A 16,902-nucleotide genomic window follows, 5' to 3' on the forward strand; every position below is an offset into this window, starting at 1 on the left:
GCGTGAGTCAGGCCGACGGTGAGTGGTGGGCCAGGTAGTGCTCGCGCAGCACGTGCTTGCGGATCTTGCCGGAGCCGGTGAGCGGAAACTCGGTCACGAACTCCCAGACCTTCGGTGTCTTGTGGGGCGCGAGGTGCTCGCGGACGTGGGTGAAGAGCTCTTCCTCGCCGACGTCGGCGCCGGGGCGCAGGATCACGAACGCGCCGACTTGTTCGCCCCACTCGGGGTCGGGGATGCCGACCACGGCGACGTCGGCGACGGCCGGGTGGTCGAGCAGGACGTGTTCGATCTCGCGGGGGTAGATGTTCTCTCCCCCGCGGATGATCATCTCTTTCACGCGGCCTTCGATGGTGAGGTAGCCGCGGTCGTCCATGCGGGCGAGGTCGCCGGTGTGGAGCCAGCCTTCGGGGTCGATGGTCTCGGCGGTCTGCTCGGGCTGGGCGTGGTAGCCGGTCATCACGTGGTAGCCGCGGGTGCAGAGTTCGCCGGTTTCGCCGGTGGCGGCGGTTTCGCCGGTGAGGGGGTCGACGATCTTCACGGCGCAGGCGGGCAGGGCGCGGCCGAGGGTTTCGGCGCGGTCGTCGGCGGTGTCGGCGGGGGTGGTCATGGTGATGCCTGGTGAGGCTTCGGTCTGGGCGTAGATGATGGCCATGGGCACGCCGAGGGTGGCTTCGACGCGGCGGACGAGGGCGGGTGGCACGGTGGCGCCGCCGCTGAGGGCGTAGCGGACGCTGGAGAGGTCGGTTTTCGGGAAGTTCGGGTGGCCGAGCAGGGCGAGGAGCATGGTGGGGACGCCGCCGAAGACCACTCCCCTCTCCTGTTCGAGGAGGGCGAGCTGCAGGGCCGGGTCGAACCAGGGCATGAGGACCTGGGTGCCGAGGCTGGCGATCGGGGCGAGGGTGGCGAGCACGCAGCCGGCGGTGTGGAACAGGGGCATGGGGTTCACGAAGTTCTCGCCGGGTTGCATGCCGAGGGCTCGGACGTAGGAGAGCCGGGCGTTGTTGGTGATGCCGCGGTGGTGGAGCACGGCGCCTTTGGGGGTGCCGGTGGTGCCGGAGGTGTATTGGATCTGGGCCGGGTCGTCGGGGTGGACGGCGGGCAGGGCCTGGGTGGGTGAGCCGGAGCCGCTGAAGGCGGGCCAGTCTTCGAAGCGGATGGTCTGGCGCAGGTGGGGCAGGTCGGGGCGGACGTGGTCGAGGATGGCGGCCATGGGGGTGCCGCGGTATTCGCCGACGAGGAACACGCCGGCGGCTTCGGATTGGCCGAGGACGTGGCGGACTTCGTTTTCGCGCAGGGCCGGGTTCACGGTCACGAGGGTGAGGCCGGCGAGGGCGGCGGCGAGTTCGAGGATGACCCATTCGGGGATGTTGTTGGCCCAGGCGGCCACGCGTTCGCCGGGTTCGAAGCGGGCGAGCAGGGCGCGGGCGGCGGCTTCGGCTTCGGTGAGCAGTTCGGCGTAGGTCCAGCGGCGGCGGGCGCCGGGGTCGGGGACGCCTTCGACGAGGGCGGGCGCGTCGGGTGCCTGCGCGGCGGCTTGGCGCAGGAGGGCACCGACGGTGAGTTCGCGCACGGCGTCGAGTTCGGTGGCGGGTGTGAACGCGGCCTTGGGCACGGGCGTCTCCCTCGCTCGGCCGGCGGTCGAGGTTCGGCGGCCGGCTGGTCCCCCGGTGACCTTTCGGACTGTAGTCCGCCGGGGTGGTGGGCGAGGGTGGTCGAAATTTTCAGCGGAGCTGTTCGAGGTCCTTGGCGGCGTGCACGATTTCCTCGGCGAGGCGGCGCAGTTCGTCGGCGTCGGCGCCGTCCTGGGTGGCGGTGGCGATGTCCTCGGCGGCGCAGCGCAGCTGGAAGAGGCGGTCCTGCAGGGCGGCGATCTCGGTGTCGGAGAGCACCACGGCGTCTTCGGGCAGGCCGCTGCGTTGCAGGGCGGTGCGGCGTTCGTAGGCGCGCTGGCGGCAGGACTGTCCGCAGTAGCGGCGGCGGCGGCCGACGTTGCCGGCTTCGGGCAGGCGGCGACCGCACCAGCCGCAGTGCTTGGGCACGTTGCTGCGGCGCGGTACGACCAGTTCGTCGCCGGTCATCGGGTGCTCGGCCAGTTCCCTCACCCGGCAGACCCTAGCTGGCCATCGTGTTCTCATGCCGAGGCCATGCCGGTGAGCCACACTGTGGGGATGCGCCCACCGTTTCCGTACCTGGCCGATCCGCTCCCCCGTGCGTTCGCGCACCGCGGGTGGCACCTCGACGAGCTGGAGGGGATGGAGAACTCGCTGCCGGCGTTCAAGCGGGCGGTCGAGGAGGGCTACCGGTACGTGGAGACCGATGTGCACGCGACGTCGGATGGTGTGGTGGTGGTGCACCACGACGACACGTTGGATCGCACGACCGACGGTGGCGGGTCGATCTCCGCCCAGACGTGGGATCAGGTGAAGAACGTGAAGGTGGGCGGCCGCGCGGTGTTGTCGCGGCTGGAGGACGTGTTGGAGGAGCTGCCGTCGGCGCGGTTCAACGTGGACGTGAAGGCCGACAGCGGGGTGGAGCCGTTCCTGCGGGTGCTGGAGCGCACGGGCGCGTACGACCGGGTGGCGGCGGCGTCCTTTTCGGACTCGCGGCTGGCGCGGTTGCGGCGGCTGGCGGGTCCGCGGCTGTGCACGGCGATGGGGCCGCGGTCGGTGCTGATGGTGTGGCTGAACGGGTGGGTGCCGCCGTTGCCGTTGAGCCGGTTCGCGGGTGGGTACTTGGCGCAGGTGCCGGTGAAGCAGGGTCCGTTGACGGTGGTGGATCGCTCGTTCATCCGCGCGGCCGAGCGCGCGCATCTCGAGGTCCACACGTGGACGATCGACGATCCGGCGCAGATGCGGGAGCTGCTGGATCTGGGGGTGCACGGCATCGTGACGGATCGGCCGGACCTGCTGCGCGAGGTGCTCGTGGAGCGGGGTGTGTGGCAGCAGCAGGCCGGCTGAGCGCCGGTCAGCGGGGGCGTTTGCCCTGCCAGGCGGCTTTCCAGGTGAGCGGGCCGAGGCGGCCGGAGTCGTTGATGCCGTTGGCGCGCTGCAGGTCGAGCACGGCGGTCTTGGTCTTGTCGTAGTAGCAGCCGGTGCCGCTGAAGCCGTAGCCGAAGGCGTTCATGCGCAGCTGGAAGGTCTTGAGGGCGGGGGCGCAGTCGCCGTAGGCGTAGACGACGCCGGGCCACGCGGGCATGCCGCCGGTCGGGGCGGGGGGCGCGGGCGGGGGTTTCGGGGCCGGCGGGGCGGGCAGGCCGGTGCCGCCCATGTAGGCGGATTCGTCGTAGGAGGGCACGCGCTTGCTGCGGGCGTCGGCGTCGCCGACGAGCTTGAGCATGCCGCCGCACTGCCAGGGCTGCCAGCCGCGCATGCGGTAGAGGTAGAGCGCGCGGTAGTCCTGTTCGCGGGGGCTGGCCTGGTCGGGTCGGCCTTGGCCGCCGACGCTGCGCCAGGTGGGCAGGTCGAACTGGTAGGCGCCGTAGTAGCCGTTGCCGGTGTTGATCGTGTAGCGGCCGCTGGACTCGCACATGCGGAGCTTGGCCCAGGCGCTCGAGGCGGGGTCCGCGGACGCGGCGCCGGTCACGGCGAGCTGCAGCCCCAGGACGGCGACCGCGAGGAGCAGGATCCTCGCGGCACCGCGGTGAGCAGTGCGAACGCGGTTGGTCATGGGTGCACAGTAAGCACGTGACCCATTGACCACAAGAGTCACAACACGCGCACCAGTCTCACACGAAACGGTAAAGAATCACGGGAGCGACACGCTTGCCGCGCAATTTCGAGAGCGGTTCGGTGCCCCGCGGATGATCGGCGGGCGACGAACCGGACACGGTTTACCCGTTCGGCGGTGCCGCCGGCGGCCGTCCCAGTAGTCTGCCGCCTGACCTGGAGATTCGCGACCGCTGAGGAGCCGTGGATGACGCTGGCCGAGACCCGTGACAAGAAGCGGGAACGGTGGGGCTGGTACTTCTACGACTGGGCCAATTCGCCGTTCTATTCGTCGGTGATCACCGTGTTCGGAGCGCTCTACATGAGCACTGTCGCGGCGGCGGACGCGAAGCAGAACATCACCCTTAACGGGGACAGGGCGTGCCTCGACGCGTCCGGTGTGGACGACAAGCTCCACAACTGCGACGTGTCGTTGTTCGGGCTGCATTTCCCGGCCGGTTCGATGTGGGGTTACCTGCTGTCGGTGGCCACGGTGGTGCAGGTGGTGGTGCTGCCGATCGCGGGCGCGGTGGCCGACCGCAGCCGCAACAAGCGGCGGATCCTGGGCTGGTTCGCGTGGCTGGGCGCGGTGGCCTCGGCGCTGATGTTCTTCATGGCCGGCTCCGACTGGCAGCTGGGCGCGGCGCTGTTCATCGTGGCGAACATCGGATACGGCGGTTCGCTGGTCGTGTACTACTCGTTCCTGGTCGACATCGCCGAGCCGGACGAGCGCGACGACGTGTCGGCGAAGGGCTGGGCCTTCGGGTACCTGGGCGGCGGGCTGGCGCTCGGGTTGCAGCTGGCGTTCTACCTCAGCCGCGACGCGCTGGGCGTGGACACCGCCACGGCGGTGCGGATCTGCTTCCTCACCTCGGGCCTGTGGTGGGCGTTGTTCACCATCCCGGTGCTGCGGCGTCTCCCCCGCACCCACACGCCGGTGGCGCGCGAGGCCGGGGTGTCGGTGATGCGCGCCGGGTTCCGGGAGCTGGGGCGCACGATCAAGGAGGCGAAGGCGTTCCCGCTCACGTTGGCGTTCTTGGGCAGCTACCTGCTCTTCGCCGACGGGATCTCGACCGTGGTGTCGGTGTCGGCGCAGTACGGGAAGGACGAGCTGCGGTTCTCCGACGAGGTCCTGATCGTGACGGTGCTGGTGATCCAGTTCCTCGCCTACGTCGGCGGGGTCCTGCACGGGCTGGTCGCGCGCCGGCTCGGGGCGAAGCGCACGATCCTGGGCAGCCTGGTGCTGTGGGTCGTGGTGCTGGTGGCCGCGTACTTCATCCAGCCCGGCAAGCCGCTGCAGTTCTACGGGGTGGCGGTGGGCATCGGGCTGGTGCTGGGCGGCACGAACGCGCTGGCGCGGTCGCTGTTCAGCCAGATGATCCCGGCCGGGAAGGACGCGCAGTACTACTCGCTGTACGTGGTGGGTGAGAAGGGCACGTCGTGGCTCGGGCCGCTGGTGTTCGCCGGGGTCGGGCAGGCGACGGGGTCGTTCCGGCTGGCGATCGTGGCGCTGGTGATCTTCTTCGTGCTCGGCTTCGTGTTCGTGGCGCTGGTGCCGGTGCGCCGGGCGATCGTGGCCGCCGGGAACCGTCCGCCCGGCGTGCTGTGAGGTCCCGATAGGGTCGAGCGCCGTGACTGTCCTCGAAGACGCCGTGTCCGGCGATCCCACCGACGCGCTCTCCCCGGTTCCCGCCGCGGCGACGCGGGCCGGGCGGCTCAAGTTCTGCTACGGCCCGATGGACTGCGGGAAGTCGACGCTCGCGCTGCAGATCGACCACAACCACGCGCGCCAGGGCCGGCGCGGGCTGGTGCTCGTGCGCCACGACCGCTCGGGCGCGCCGCAGATCAGCAGCCGGATCGGGATCACGCGCCTGGCCACGGAGGTCGCGGCGGACACCGACGTGCGTGACCTGGTGCGGGCGCGCTGGGCCGACGGGCAGCACGTGGACTACATCATCGTGGACGAGGCGCAGTTCCTCTCCCCCGCTCAGGTCGACCAGCTGGCGGAGCTCGCCGACGAGGCCGGCATCGACGTCTACTGCTTCGGCATCGCCACCGATTTCCGCAGCCGGCTCTTCCCGGGCGCCGGCCGGCTGTTCGAACTGGCCGACGAGCTGCAGCCGGTGCAGGTGGAGGTCCTGTGCTGGTGCGGGCTGCCGGGGCGCTTCAACGCGCGGGTCCGCAACGACGAAATACTCCGTGAGGGTGACACCGTTGTAGTAGCAGATACCGAACAGTCCGTAGTTGAATCTTCAGCTTCGGCACGTTCTGATGCCGAACAAACTACGGTCCGTTATCAGGTATTGTGCCGCCGGCACTTCCGGTTGGGTGACTTGGGCTCCGCGACCGCCCACCACGGTCAGTTACGGTTGTCGTGAACGGAGCGTCAGTAGCCCAACTGGGGGATATCCGCACTTGGAAGGCGGTGTCTGCGTCACGCCAGGGCGCGAAACCTCTCCCAGTAGAGGAAGCTGATGCCGAAGGGTGACACAGCTCATCGTGAGCAACGACATGGTTACCGGGGAATCCCCCGGACGCCACGATCGTTGCATAGGGTGAGCAACACCCTGGCTCCACCCGGAGCTGACTGAAAGGACCCCATCATGGCCGACCGTGTTCTCCGTGGAAGCCGGCTGGGAGCGGTCAGCTACGAGACCGACCGCAATCACGACCTCGCCCCGCGCCGCACCGTGCGCTACGCGTGCCCCAAGAACCACGAGTTCGAGGTGCCGTTCTCCGACGACGCCGAGATCCCGACCGTCTGGGAATGCCGCCTGCACGGCAGCGAGAGTGAGATCGTCGACGGCGGGCAGCCCGAGCAGAAGAAGACCAAGCCCCCCAGGACCCACTGGGACATGCTTCTGGAGCGCCGCTCCATTCCCGAGCTCGAGGACCTGCTTAACGAACGTCTCGCCGAACTCAAGGGACGCCGGACCAGCCGGTCCGCGTGAGTCTCGGCCAGTAGCTGGCTCCCACCCAACCCCCGACCGAAAAGCCCCCGTGACCTCCCTCCACGGGGGCTTTTCGTATGCCCGGGGACCGTTACCGCGGGTTGCTGCCTCCGGGTGAGCCTCACCCGGGGTGTCAGGCGCGCTTCAGGTGCTCCCGGATCCGGTCGGCGACGAGGTCGGGACGCTCCTCGGGCAGGTGGTGCCCCGCGTTCTCGACGACCTCGACGCGCAGGTCCTCGGCGTGCGGGGTGGCGTCACCCAGCATCGCCGCCGGCGTGAACGGGTCGGCGGCGCCGGCGAGCAGGAGCGTCGGCGGCCGCAGCCGCCGGGTCTCCGGCCGCAGCAGCATCGGGATGAACTCCTTGTACGCGAACTGGTACATCTGCTGTTCGCCGGCGCGGGCGATCTCGGGCCGGCGGAGCACGTCCAGGTAGGCGGCGACGGCCTCGTCCGGCATCGACGCCCGGTCGGCGACCCCGAGGCGCAGCCAGGCCCGGGTGAAGGCCGGGACGTGCTTCAGGACGAAGCGGCCCAGCAGCGGCGTCTCGACGAACGGGGTCCACCCGTAGCGCCAGGCGTGGCGGACCATCCGCCCGAGGTTCGGGTACGGGTGGAGCTCGTTCAGCGCGACCACGTGGCTGACGCGGTCCGGGTCGGCCAGCGCGAGCTGCAACGCCAGGGCGGCACCGCGGTCGTGGCCGACGAGTGCGACCCGGTCGAGCCCCAGTGCGTCGAGCAAGGCGCGCAGGTCCTCGACGAGGTCGGCGGTGCGGTACCCCTTCTTCGGGGCGTCCGTCCAGCCGCAGCCGCGCAGGTCGGCGGCGATGAGCCGGTGCGAGTCGCCCAGCAGGGGCAGGACGTGGCGCCATGTGTACCAATGCTTCGCCCAGCCGTGCAGCAGCAGGACCGGGGATCCGGCACCCGTCTCGGCGACATGCGTGCGCAGCCGCCCCGTGTCGAGGAACCGGTGGCTCACGCCGGGGACCTGCAGCGATTCGGGAAGACCCCGCGCGTTGATCATGCTTTCGACTCTAAGAGCGAAGCCGCTCCGAGCTGGGGCCACTTGTGCTCACTGCCCGGGGACCACTTGCCAGGCAGTGAGCCGTGTCGTCCTGAACCCGGGACGCCACGACGAAATCCGCCGCCCCGGGTTCAGGACGGCGGATCGTCGATGGTTGGTGGGCTCTGCGTCAGTGCCGGCCGAGCAGGCGCTTGACCTGCTCCAGCCGCCGCTTCACGCCCCACTCGGCCACGCGGAAGAACGCCTCGCGCATGATGTCGCCGCTCATCTTCGACTGACCGATCTCACGGTCGGTGAAGGTGATGGGGACCTCGACGATGTCGAAGCCCGCGTCGGCGGTGCGGCGGGTGAGGTCGATCTGGAAGCAGTAGCCGTGCGAGGCGATCTCGTCGAGCTCGAGCTTCTCCAGCACCGGGCGCCGGTACGCGCGGAACCCGGCGGTCATGTCCGAGACCTTGAGGCCCAGCGCGATGCGCGAGTACAGGTTCGCGCCGCGCGAGAGCAGCTGCCGGCTCAGCGGCCAGTTGACCGTGCTGCCGCCCGGCACGTACCGCGAACCGATCGACAGGTCCGTGTCCGAGACCGCGTCGAGGATGCGGGGCAGGTCCTCGGGCGCGTGCGAGCCGTCGGCGTCCATCTCCACGAACGTGGCGTACCCCTGGGCCAGACCCCAGCGGAAGCCGGCGATGTAGGCCTTGCCCAGACCGGCCTTCTCCGTGCGGTGCAGCACGTGGACGCGGTCGTCGGCGGCGGCCCGCTCGTCGGCGAGCTCACCGGTGCCGTCCGGGCTGCCGTCGTCGACGACGAGCACGTGGACGTCCGGGAGTGCCTTGTGGAGCCGGTCCAGAACCGGGCCCAGGTTCTCCCGTTCGTTGTAGGTCGGGATCACCACCAGCACCGGCTCGATACCTTCGGCCCCCCGCGGCGCCTGCGCCATCCGTCTCCTCCGAATCCGGCGGTTCAGCCCGCCGCGTCCCCTGCTGTCGTGCCGGCGCTCGCGCGCCGGGTGCGAAAACGGAGTACGAACCCGCCGGCGACACCGGCGATCGCCAGTGCCAGCAGTCCGTACTCCGTCCACGCACCGAGTCGATCCGACAGCGTAGTCTGCGTCCGCAGCGGCACGCGGCCGACCAGGGCATCTGCCGTGAAAAGGCTGGTTGAGCTGGTGATCGTCCCGTCGGGGGCCACCAGGGCGCTCACGCCGGAGGTGGCGGAGACCACCACCGCGCGGCCGTGCTCGACCGCGCGCAGCCGCGACATCGCCAGCTGCTGGTAGCTCATCTCCCCCGGCCCGTACCACGCGTTGTTGGTCGGGACCACGAGCAGTTCGCCGCCCTGCTCGGTCGCTTCGCGCGCCGGGTAGTCGAACGCGGTCTCGTAGCAGATGAACACGCCGACCTTGGTGCCCGCGACCGACAGGGCCGCGTTGCTGCCGTCGCCGGTGCGCATGTCGGCGGTGTCGTCCACGAACGGGGTGACCAGCCGCGCGACGTCGCGGGCGGGCACGTACTCGCCGAAGGGCACCAGCTGCTGCTTGGCGTAGCGCTGGCCCTGCCCGGTCTTCGGGTCCCACACGATCGCGGAGTTCTGGGCCGTGCCGTCGGGCAGCCGGTAGAGCGCGCCGATGATGGCGGGCACCCCGTAGGCGTTCACCATCTGGTCCACGCCGGGGTCGTCGCCGTCCACGGCGGTGGCGGTCTCGGGCCACACGAGCAGGTCGGGTTTGGCGACCTTGCCGGCCTGGATCTCGGCGAGCAGCTTGGCGCTCTCGGCCAGGTGGTTCCGGCGCAGCACGTCGCGCTGGCCTTCGAGCGCGATGCCGATGTCGGGCGCGTTGCCCTGCACGGCGGCGACGGTGAGCGACCCGTCCTGCGCGTCGGTGCCGATCGTGGGCCACACGGCGAGCCCGGCCACGAGCGGCAGGAGCGTGAGCACGAGCGGCACGATGAGCCGGCGGTCACGCAGCCGGCGCTCCTGCCACCACCGCGCGGCCAGCGCGGCCAGGCCGAACCCGGTCAGCACCACCGCGAGCCCCACGAGCGGCGCGCCGCCGATCGAGGCCAGTGACAGGTAGGCGCCTTCGGGCTGGCTGAACGCCACGCGGCCCCAGGGGAAGCCGCCGAGCGGGAACCACGCGCGGGGCGTCTCGAGCCCGATGAACACCAGCGCGCCCCACAGCGGCGCCAGGGGCAGCCGGGACACGATCCGGATCAGCACCCCGGCGAGTCCGAAGTAGAGCGACAGCGCGCACGACAGGCCCACCCACGGCCACGGCCCGAACTCGCGGCCCAGGAAGTCCTGAAGCCACACCAGAAGGGCGAGGAAGAACGCGAGGCCGTAGACGAACCCGTAGCCGAACGCGCCGCGCAGCGACCGTCCACGAAGGACGAGCGCGAACCCGGCGAACGCGATCGGCGCGAGCCACCACAGCGGTCTCGGCGCGAAGCTGAGGTAGTACAGGTAGCCGGTCGCGCCCGCGGCGACGAGCCGGATCAGCCACGCGCGGGAGAAGCGCGGGCGTTTCCGCCGCCGGGAGGTCGTTTCGTGCGGAGCGCCCGGTTCGGGGTCCGCGACAGTCACTGCCACACCCCGAACTCTAGGAGGCGGAGGTGAACTGGTCGTAGATGACCGTGCCGCCGCGCACCGTCCGCAGGCACTTCGGCAGCGCGACGCCCGGTTCGAGGCGCGGCAGCGGCGGCACCCCGGAGCGCGGATCGGTGGACCAGCGCTGCACGCGGCTGTCGGCCGTGGCGACCACGAGGTCGCTCGCGTCCCAGATCGCGTAGTGCGCGGGCGCGCCCGGCACGAGGGTGCCGGTGAGGCCGTCGTTCACGCCGGCGGCGCGGTGGCCGGCGCGCGTGTGGGCGGTGAACGCGGCGCGCGCGGAGAGCCGGGCGCCGGGCGTGTGGTGGTGCACGGCGGCGCGGACGGCGGCCCACGGGTCGAGGGCGGTCACCGGCGAGTCGGAGCCGAACGCGAGCACGACCCCTTCCGCGGCGAGGGTGGCGAACGGGTTGAGGCCCGCGGCGCGCTCGGCGCCGAGCCGCTCGGCGTACATGCCGGCCTCGCCGCCCCAGGCGTCGTCGAACAGCGGCTGCGCGGAGGCGACCACACCCCAGCCGGCGAGGTCGCGGGCCTGCTCGGCGGTGACCATCTCGAGGTGCTCGAGCCGGTGGTGGCGGGCGGCGAGCGCGCGGCGGCCCACTTCCTTCTCGGCCAGCCGGAAGCCTTCCACTACCTCCGCCACGGCCGCGTCGCCGATCACGTGGAACCCGGCCTGCAGCCCGGCCTCGGTGCAGGCGGCGAGGTGGTCGGCGATCCCGGCGGCGTCGGCGTAGAGGGCGCCGGACGTGCCGGGCTCGTCGGCGTACGGGCTGCTCAGCGCGGCGGTGCGGGAGCCGAGGGCGCCGTCGACGAACAGGTCGCCGGCCACGCCGTGGGCGCCGAGCGCGCGGGCGGTGGCGAGGCCGCGCAGCTCGCCCCAGTAGCCGACGACCTCGGGCCGGCCCGGTTCGGCGGCGAGCTCGAGCAGGTCCGCGAAGTCGTCGCGACCGGCGATGTCCGGGCCGCCGCATTCGTGCACGGAGGTGATCCCACGGGCGGCGGCCTCGGTGAGGAAGGCGCGCTGCGCGGCGGCGCGCTGGCCCGGGGAGATGGCGGCGCGCGCGGCGGCGCGGACCCGGTGGTGGGCGTCGCGGGTCAGCGGTCCGTCGGCGGACCAGCCTTCGCTTTCGCGCGCAGCCGGGGCGAAGTGCACGAGCTCGCTCGAGACCAGGGCGGAGTGCACGTCGACTCGGCTGAGGTAGACCGGCGTCGCGCCGACGGCTTCGTCGAGCTCGGCGCGGCTGGGCAGGCGCGGGTCGGTCCAGGTCGACTCGTCCCAGCCGTGGGCGAGCAGCACCTGGCCCGGGTCGGCGGCGACCGCGGCGCGCACGGCGGCCAGCAGCTCGCCGGCGCTGCGCACGCGTGTGAGGTCGAGGCCGGTCAGGTGCAGGCCGGTGGCGGTGGCGTGCACGTGGGCGTCGACGAACGAAGGGGCGACGAACGCGCCGTCGAGGTCGACCACCGTCGCGTCCGGATGCAGCGCGCGGGCCGGGGCGTCCTGGCCGACCCAGACCACGGTGCCGCCGGACACGGCCAGCGCCGTCGCGTCGGGGAAGAGGGGGTGTAGATCCTGCCACCGAGCAGGAGCGTGGTGCTGTCGTTCGTCACGGTGTCGAGTCTCCCCCGCGGTCTCCGTTCCTCCGGCTGGGGGCCGCCTTCTTCACTCTTCGTGATCATCTTGTGGAACGTGTGAGCCAGGTCACCTGAACGGGTTGGGCTGGTCGGCACGTGCTTGGTCCGTGAGGGGGCGGCGCCGCCGGGTGGCCGCCGAAGGGGACGCGCGGCACGGGCGACCGGCCGCGTGCGGAGACAGGGGACTTCGATGCACCAGATCGTCGCGAGCCCGGGCACCGGGCTCATCCAGGCCGAAGACGTCACCGACCTGGTCGCCGTGACCGAGGGCGCGGTGCTGCTGCCGGGTGCGCCCGGGTACGCCGCCGAGTGCGCCGCCTTCAACGTGAACAACCCGCTCGAACCCGCGCTCGTGGTCGCCGCGGCCTCGGCCGCCGACGTGCAGAACGCCGTCCGGTTCGCCCGGCGCCGATCACTGCCCGTAGCGATCAAGGCGACGGCTCACCAGGTCGTGGACCGGGCGCGGGAAGCGGTGCTGATCACCACGAACCGGATGGCGAGCGTGACCGTGGACCCCTGGCGCCGTACCGCGCGGGTCGAAGCCGGTGCCCGCTGGCAGCAGGTCGTGGACGAAGCCGCGAAGCACGGGCTCGCGCCGCTGGCCGGGTCCGCGCCCGGTGTCGGGGTGGTGGGCTACACCCTCGGCGGTGGCCTGAGCCCGGTGATCGGGCGTTCCCGCGGCTACGCGGCCGACCACGTGCGCCTCATCGAGGTGGTGACCGCCGACGGCACCCACCGCACCGTGACCGCCGAGTCCGAACGCGACCTGTTCTGGGCGCTGCGCGGCGGCAAGGGCAACTTCGGCGTGGTCACGGCGATGGAGTTCGACCTGTTCCCCGTCACCCGCTTCTACGGCGGCGGCCTCTACTACGCCGGCGAGGACCTGGCCGCGGTGCTGCACGCGTGGCGCCAGTGGGTGCCGCAGCTGCCCGAGGAGGCCACGACGTCGGTGATGGTGCAGCGGCTGCCGCCGGCGCCCGAGCTGCCCGAGGTGCTGCGCGGCGCCTTCGTGGTGCACCTGCGCTTCGCCCACCTCGGCTCCCCCGCCGACGCCGAGCGGCTGCTCGCCCCGCTGCGCGACATCGCGCCGGTGCTGCTGGACCTGGTGGAGGACAAGCCGTTCACCGCGATCGGCGAGATCCACCTCGACCCGGCCGACCCGTTGCCCTACTACGACCGCACCACCACCCTGCGCGAGGTCACGCCCGCGACGATCGACGCGCTCGTGGAGCTCACCGGGGCCGGCTCGGACTGCCCGCTGCTCGGCGTGGAGCTGCGCGCACTCGGCGGCGCGCTCGATCGCGAGCCCGCCACACCCAACGCGGTGCCGGTGCGCGGGGTGCCGTTCGTGGTGTTCGCGCTCGGCGTCGGCGGCCCTGAGCGGGCCGAGGAGCTCCGCGCGGCTCTCGACAACGTTGTCGGCGCGCTGGCGCCCTGGGCTTCCGAACGGCAGTCGCCGAACTTCCTCTCCGCCGACGAGGGTTCGTCGGCGGCCGCGGTGCGCGCGATCTACGGGCCGGAACGCTACGACCGGCTCGCCGCGGTGAAGCAGGTCTACGACCCCGGCAACCTGTTCCGGGTGAACCACAACATCCGGCCGGCCGCCTGAGCCCGGGGTGCTGCAGGGGCTTCGGTCGTTGCAGCACCCCCGTCGTTGTGCAAGAAGATTTACGCCGTGAGAGCGTTGTGGCAGGATATTTTGACGTAATCACGACGACTTGTCGCACGAATGACTGGAGTACAGATGACTGCGATCCAGGAACCTGTGCCGCCTGCCACCGCCCAGGACCAGCCGTATGAGTACGCCCGCACCGAGTTGGTGGAGCCGGACTGGCGCCGCTTCCCCGGATGGCACGACGTGACGGACGCCGAGTGGCGTGACGCGCAGTGGCAGCGGGTGCACTGCGTGCGGAACGTGAAGCAGCTGCGCGCGCTGATGGGCGACCTGCTGGAGGAGCGGTTCTACGAGGACCTGCTCGCCGACCAGCGCGAAATGGCCACGATGTCGATGCTGCTGCCACCGCAGATGCTCAACACCATGGCCGCCGACGCCGGCAGCGACCCGGTGAAGGTCACCGAGGCCTTCTACGCCGACCCGATCCGCCGCTACATGCTGCCCGTGCGCAGCGACCGTGACCTCGCGTGGCCCAGCCACCCGCACTCGGAACGCGACTCGCTGCACGAAGCGGAGATGTGGGTCGTCGAAGGCCTCACGCACCGGTATCCCACCAAGGTGCTGGCCGAGATGATCTCCACCTGCCCCCAGTACTGCGGGCACTGCACCCGCATGGACCTCGTCGGCAACTCGACCGAGCAGGTCGAGAAGCACAAGCTCACGCTCAAACCGGTCGACCGCCAGGACGCGATGATCGACTACCTCAAGCGCACCCCCGGCGTCCGCGACGTCGTGGTGTCCGGCGGCGACGTCGCCAACGTCCCCTGGCCGCAGCTCGAGTCCTTCCTCATGCGCCTCATGGACATCGAAACCGTCCGCGACGTGCGCCTCGCGACGAAGGCCCTCGCGGCTCTCCCGCAGCACTGGCTGCAGCCCAAGGTGGTCGAAGGCCTCGAACGCGTCGCCGTGACCGCCCAGCGGCGCGGGGTCAACCTCGCCATCCACACGCACGTGAACCACGCCCAGTCCGTGACCCCGCTCGTGGCCGAAGCCGCCCGTACCGCCCTCGAGGTGGGCGTTCGCGACGTGCGCAACCAGGGCGTGCTGATGCGCGGCGTCAACGCGACCCCCGCGGCGCTGCTGGACCTGTGCTTCGCCCTCCAGGGCGAAGCGAACATCCTGCCGTACTACTTCTACATGTGCGACATGATCCCCAACGCCGAACACTGGCGCGTGGCCGTGTGGGAAGCCCAGGAACTGCAGCACGCCATCATGGGCTACCTCCCGGGCTACGCCACGCCACGCATCGTGTGCGACGTGCCTTACGTCGGGAAGCGCTGGGTGCACCAGCTCGCGGACTACGACCGCGACCTGGGCATCTCGTACTGGACGAAGAACTACCGCACCGGCATCGAGCACTCCGACCCCGAAGCGCTGCAGCGGCGGTACCCGTACTACGACCCGATCTCGACGTTGCCGGAGAGCGGGCGGAAGTGGTGGACCGAGAAGAGGGACTGAGCTTTCCGTGTTGTCGGAAACCAGGCGAGCCCTGACCGCCTGAAATCAGGGCTCGCCTGGTTTCCCGGAATCCACCGCGAGAATCACACGTCTGCGCCCTTGCGTGTCATCGACGGCGACGAATGCCGGCCGGTGAATCAACACGTTGCCGTACAGACAGACTCTGGTACCGCCAATACGCTCCCCCACGCGGCACGTTCACGCTCGGGGAGGGCAACGACATGCTCGATGCCAAGCAGCACCAGGGCAAGTTCGGGGAGGACTACGTCCGGGTGCTCGCCTCCGCCGCCGGGCTGCTCGTACTCAAAGAAGATCTCGACGTCGACGGTATCGATCTCGGGTTCCGTGCCACCGGCCACTACGGAAGAGTGTTCTCTCCGACCATCGAGGCACAGATCAAGACGTGGTCGGTCCCCAGACAGTCGTCGGGGAACCTGATCTACCGCGGCCTCAGCGAATGGCAGTTCAACAAGCTCGCCGGACCCGATTTCTCGATTCCCCGGTTCCTCTTCGTGATCTGCGTTCCGCCCGACAGTGGCTCCTACGCCTCGTCCCTCACTGAGGGCGTGCTGTTGCGCCACCTCGGCTACTTCGTCTCCCTGCATGCCGAACAGCCGATCGCGAACCCCGACAAGAACAAGAAACGCCCGGTCAGGGTGCCGACCGCCAACGTGCTGACCGCCGCCACGCTGCGCCGGCTCACCGAGACCCGATCGGCCTGGTGAGGCAGAAGTGCCGATGCCGCTGAACGTCGCCGACATCATCAGCTACCTCGCCCAGACGGGCTGGGAAGAACAAGATCCGCATGACTTGCGGGGAACCAGCACCTGGCACCACCCCGACGACTTCGAGGTCTCGGTGCCGATCCGCGACGGTATGGGCGACGGCGAGCGCAGAGTCCGCGAGATCCTCAGGTGCCTGGCCGAAGTGGAAGACCGCCCGATCCCCGATCTCGCTCAGGAAATCTCGCGCCCGTACCTGGACAAGCAGCTCTTCCGCACCTTCCCCGTCGACCACGACTCTGGCTACACCTCGCTGGAATCCGGTTTTCAGGCGGTGAAGGGAGTGCGCGATCTTCTTGCGACGGCCGCTCGGACGGCACTTCAAGGACCGCACTTCGCGTTCGCCGGCCGTTCGCCCGCCGCGGTGGGCGATCTGGTGCGGGCGGCGGAACTCGGGCCCTCCCGAGCGGGCAGCTACGTCATCGAAATCCGGTTGTCGGCGAACGCGACGGCCAGGACCACATCGGACGAACAGCTCGACGGGCGAATGGTGCTTGTGCAGCTTCACGAAGCCGTCGCGGCGGCCCAGACCGCGGTGCTGACCGACCGGCCCGCCGCGTTCGACGACGCTGTCACCGCCGGCGTCTCAGCCGAACTGTGCACCGCGTTGAGCGGTCTGTCCGGTTCCGACGGGGAACCGTTCGAAGTCACGTTCCGGTGGGCTCGCGCGCGGCCGCACGACGCGCCGTCGTCGGCCCTGGCATTCCCGGCGCACGCGGAACCACTGCTGAAGGCGGCGGCAGCCCGGTTGCGTGGACTCAACGCATCGGGCCCGGCCTCGGTCACCGGGACCATCAGCTGGCTGCACGACGACGACGGCGGCGGGGACCGTTGGCGAATCAAGGTGGACGGCACCCTGCGCACCGAACACGACCGCCAGTCACCCCGGAAGTCGGTCTGGGTCCGCCTGCCTGACCAAATCACCTACGACCGGGCGATCGCCGCTCATCGCGAGCACCGCCAGGTCAGCGTGTCCGGCGAACTGTCCAGCACGACCGGCCGGGTGGAGCTGGTACCCGGCCGCGACCTCGAGATCTGACCCGATCCGAACCCGGAGGACGACCGTGGCAACCGA

General features: G+C 70.7%; 14 protein-coding genes and 1 pseudogene. 8 read left to right on the top strand and 7 right to left on the bottom strand.

All coding sequences use genetic code 11. The annotated features are described in order from the left end of the window. Positions 1–7 precede the first annotated feature (7 nt). Together VSH64_RS12980 and VSH64_RS12985 are read right to left on the bottom strand one after the other, a co-directional pair. A complete protein-coding gene (locus VSH64_RS12980) occupies positions 8–1,612 on the bottom strand; it encodes an AMP-binding protein (RefSeq protein WP_326835826.1) in 1,605 nt (534 codons plus the stop codon). Positions 1,613–1,721: 109 nt separating this feature from the next. Continuing rightward, positions 1,722–2,078, bottom strand: a complete 357-nt coding sequence (locus VSH64_RS12985) for a hypothetical protein (protein WP_326837941.1) — start codon at positions 2,076–2,078, stop codon at positions 1,722–1,724. Between the two features lie 90 nt (positions 2,079–2,168). On the opposite strand from VSH64_RS12985, the gene VSH64_RS12990 reads away from it, so the two are divergent. Next, positions 2,169–2,957: a glycerophosphodiester phosphodiesterase gene (locus VSH64_RS12990; RefSeq protein WP_326835827.1), complete on the top strand. Its 789-nt coding sequence runs from the start codon at positions 2,169–2,171 to the stop codon at positions 2,955–2,957. Between the two features lie 7 nt (positions 2,958–2,964). On the opposite strand, the gene VSH64_RS12995 is transcribed toward VSH64_RS12990, so the two are convergent. Next, positions 2,965–3,666 carry a transglycosylase family protein gene (locus VSH64_RS12995; RefSeq protein WP_326835828.1) on the bottom strand — a complete coding sequence of 234 codons (702 nt, stop codon included), beginning with the start codon at positions 3,664–3,666 and terminating at the stop codon, positions 2,965–2,967. Positions 3,667–3,912: 246 nt separating this feature from the next. Between VSH64_RS12995 and VSH64_RS13000 the strand changes: the two genes are divergently transcribed. The 3 genes from VSH64_RS13000 to VSH64_RS13010 all read left to right on the top strand — a co-directional run bounded on the left by VSH64_RS13000 (position 3,913) and on the right by VSH64_RS13010 (position 6,655). Continuing rightward, positions 3,913–5,313, top strand: a complete 1,401-nt coding sequence (locus VSH64_RS13000) for an MFS transporter (protein WP_326835829.1) — start codon at positions 3,913–3,915, stop codon at positions 5,311–5,313. Between the two features lie 22 nt (positions 5,314–5,335). Further along, entirely contained in the window at positions 5,336–6,082 is a 747-nt protein-coding gene (locus VSH64_RS13005; protein ID WP_326835830.1) for a thymidine kinase, read from the top strand. A 225-nt stretch (positions 6,083–6,307) separates the two neighbouring features. Continuing rightward, complete coding sequence (locus VSH64_RS13010) at positions 6,308–6,655, top strand: RNA polymerase-binding protein RbpA (protein ID WP_091613651.1); 348 nt, start codon at positions 6,308–6,310, stop codon at positions 6,653–6,655. A 133-nt stretch (positions 6,656–6,788) separates the two neighbouring features. On the opposite strand, the gene VSH64_RS13015 is transcribed toward VSH64_RS13010, so the two are convergent. From VSH64_RS13015 to VSH64_RS13030, 4 genes and pseudogenes are all read right to left on the bottom strand, one after another. Next, positions 6,789–7,676: an alpha/beta fold hydrolase gene (locus VSH64_RS13015; RefSeq protein WP_326835831.1), complete on the bottom strand. Its 888-nt coding sequence runs from the start codon at positions 7,674–7,676 to the stop codon at positions 6,789–6,791. Positions 7,677–7,845: 169 nt separating this feature from the next. Next, entirely contained in the window at positions 7,846–8,613 is a 768-nt protein-coding gene (locus VSH64_RS13020) for a polyprenol monophosphomannose synthase (RefSeq protein WP_326835832.1), read from the bottom strand. Between the two features lie 23 nt (positions 8,614–8,636). Beyond that, entirely contained in the window at positions 8,637–10,262 is a 1,626-nt protein-coding gene (lnt, locus tag VSH64_RS13025) for an apolipoprotein N-acyltransferase (protein ID WP_326835833.1), read from the bottom strand. Positions 10,263–10,272: 10 nt separating this feature from the next. Continuing rightward, positions 10,273–11,888, bottom strand: a pseudogene (locus VSH64_RS13030) (amidohydrolase). Positions 11,889–12,102: 214 nt separating this feature from the next. On the opposite strand from VSH64_RS13030, the gene VSH64_RS13035 reads away from it, so the two are divergent. The 4 genes from VSH64_RS13035 to VSH64_RS13050 all read left to right on the top strand — a co-directional run bounded on the left by VSH64_RS13035 (position 12,103) and on the right by VSH64_RS13050 (position 16,866). Next, entirely contained in the window at positions 12,103–13,521 is a 1,419-nt protein-coding gene (locus VSH64_RS13035; RefSeq protein ID WP_326835834.1) for an FAD-binding oxidoreductase, read from the top strand. A 135-nt stretch (positions 13,522–13,656) separates the two neighbouring features. Next, complete coding sequence (locus VSH64_RS13040; protein ID WP_326835835.1) at positions 13,657–15,045, top strand: KamA family radical SAM protein; 1,389 nt, start codon at positions 13,657–13,659, stop codon at positions 15,043–15,045. A gap of 221 nt (positions 15,046–15,266) precedes the next feature. Continuing rightward, the gene (locus VSH64_RS13045) at positions 15,267–15,770 is read left to right on the top strand and encodes a DUF4365 domain-containing protein (RefSeq protein WP_326835836.1); all 504 of its coding nucleotides are present in this window, start codon (positions 15,267–15,269) and stop codon (positions 15,768–15,770) included. A 13-nt stretch (positions 15,771–15,783) separates the two neighbouring features. Then, the gene (locus VSH64_RS13050; protein ID WP_326835837.1) at positions 15,784–16,866 is read left to right on the top strand and encodes a hypothetical protein; all 1,083 of its coding nucleotides are present in this window, start codon (positions 15,784–15,786) and stop codon (positions 16,864–16,866) included. The last annotated feature ends 36 nt before the right edge of the window (positions 16,867–16,902 follow it).

Origin of the sequence: Amycolatopsis rhabdoformis (assembly GCF_035918295.1) — a bacterium.
GTDB classification, from domain to species: domain Bacteria; phylum Actinomycetota; class Actinomycetes; order Mycobacteriales; family Pseudonocardiaceae; genus Amycolatopsis; species Amycolatopsis rhabdoformis.

Bases quoted from the DNA above. Each gene is read 5' to 3' on its own strand.
- VSH64_RS12985 (WP_326837941.1), bottom strand. From the start codon at position 2,078: ATGACCGGCGACGAACTGGTCGTACCGCGCCGCAGCAACGTGCCCAAG.
- VSH64_RS12990 (WP_326835827.1), top strand. From the start codon at position 2,169: ATGCGCCCACCGTTTCCGTACCTGGCCGATCCGCTCCCCCGTGCGTTC.
- VSH64_RS12995 (WP_326835828.1), bottom strand. From the start codon at position 3,666: ATGACCAACCGCGTTCGCACTGCTCACCGCGGTGCCGCGAGGATCCTG.
- VSH64_RS13000 (WP_326835829.1), top strand. From the start codon at position 3,913: ATGACGCTGGCCGAGACCCGTGACAAGAAGCGGGAACGGTGGGGCTGG.
- VSH64_RS13010 (WP_091613651.1), top strand. From the start codon at position 6,308: ATGGCCGACCGTGTTCTCCGTGGAAGCCGGCTGGGAGCGGTCAGCTAC.
- VSH64_RS13015 (WP_326835831.1), bottom strand. From the start codon at position 7,676: ATGATCAACGCGCGGGGTCTTCCCGAATCGCTGCAGGTCCCCGGCGTG.
- VSH64_RS13020 (WP_326835832.1), bottom strand. From the start codon at position 8,613: ATGGCGCAGGCGCCGCGGGGGGCCGAAGGTATCGAGCCGGTGCTGGTG.
- VSH64_RS13035 (WP_326835834.1), top strand. From the start codon at position 12,103: ATGCACCAGATCGTCGCGAGCCCGGGCACCGGGCTCATCCAGGCCGAA.
- VSH64_RS13040 (WP_326835835.1), top strand. From the start codon at position 13,657: ATGACTGCGATCCAGGAACCTGTGCCGCCTGCCACCGCCCAGGACCAG.
- VSH64_RS13045 (WP_326835836.1), top strand. From the start codon at position 15,267: ATGCTCGATGCCAAGCAGCACCAGGGCAAGTTCGGGGAGGACTACGTC.
- VSH64_RS13050 (WP_326835837.1), top strand. From the start codon at position 15,784: ATGCCGCTGAACGTCGCCGACATCATCAGCTACCTCGCCCAGACGGGC.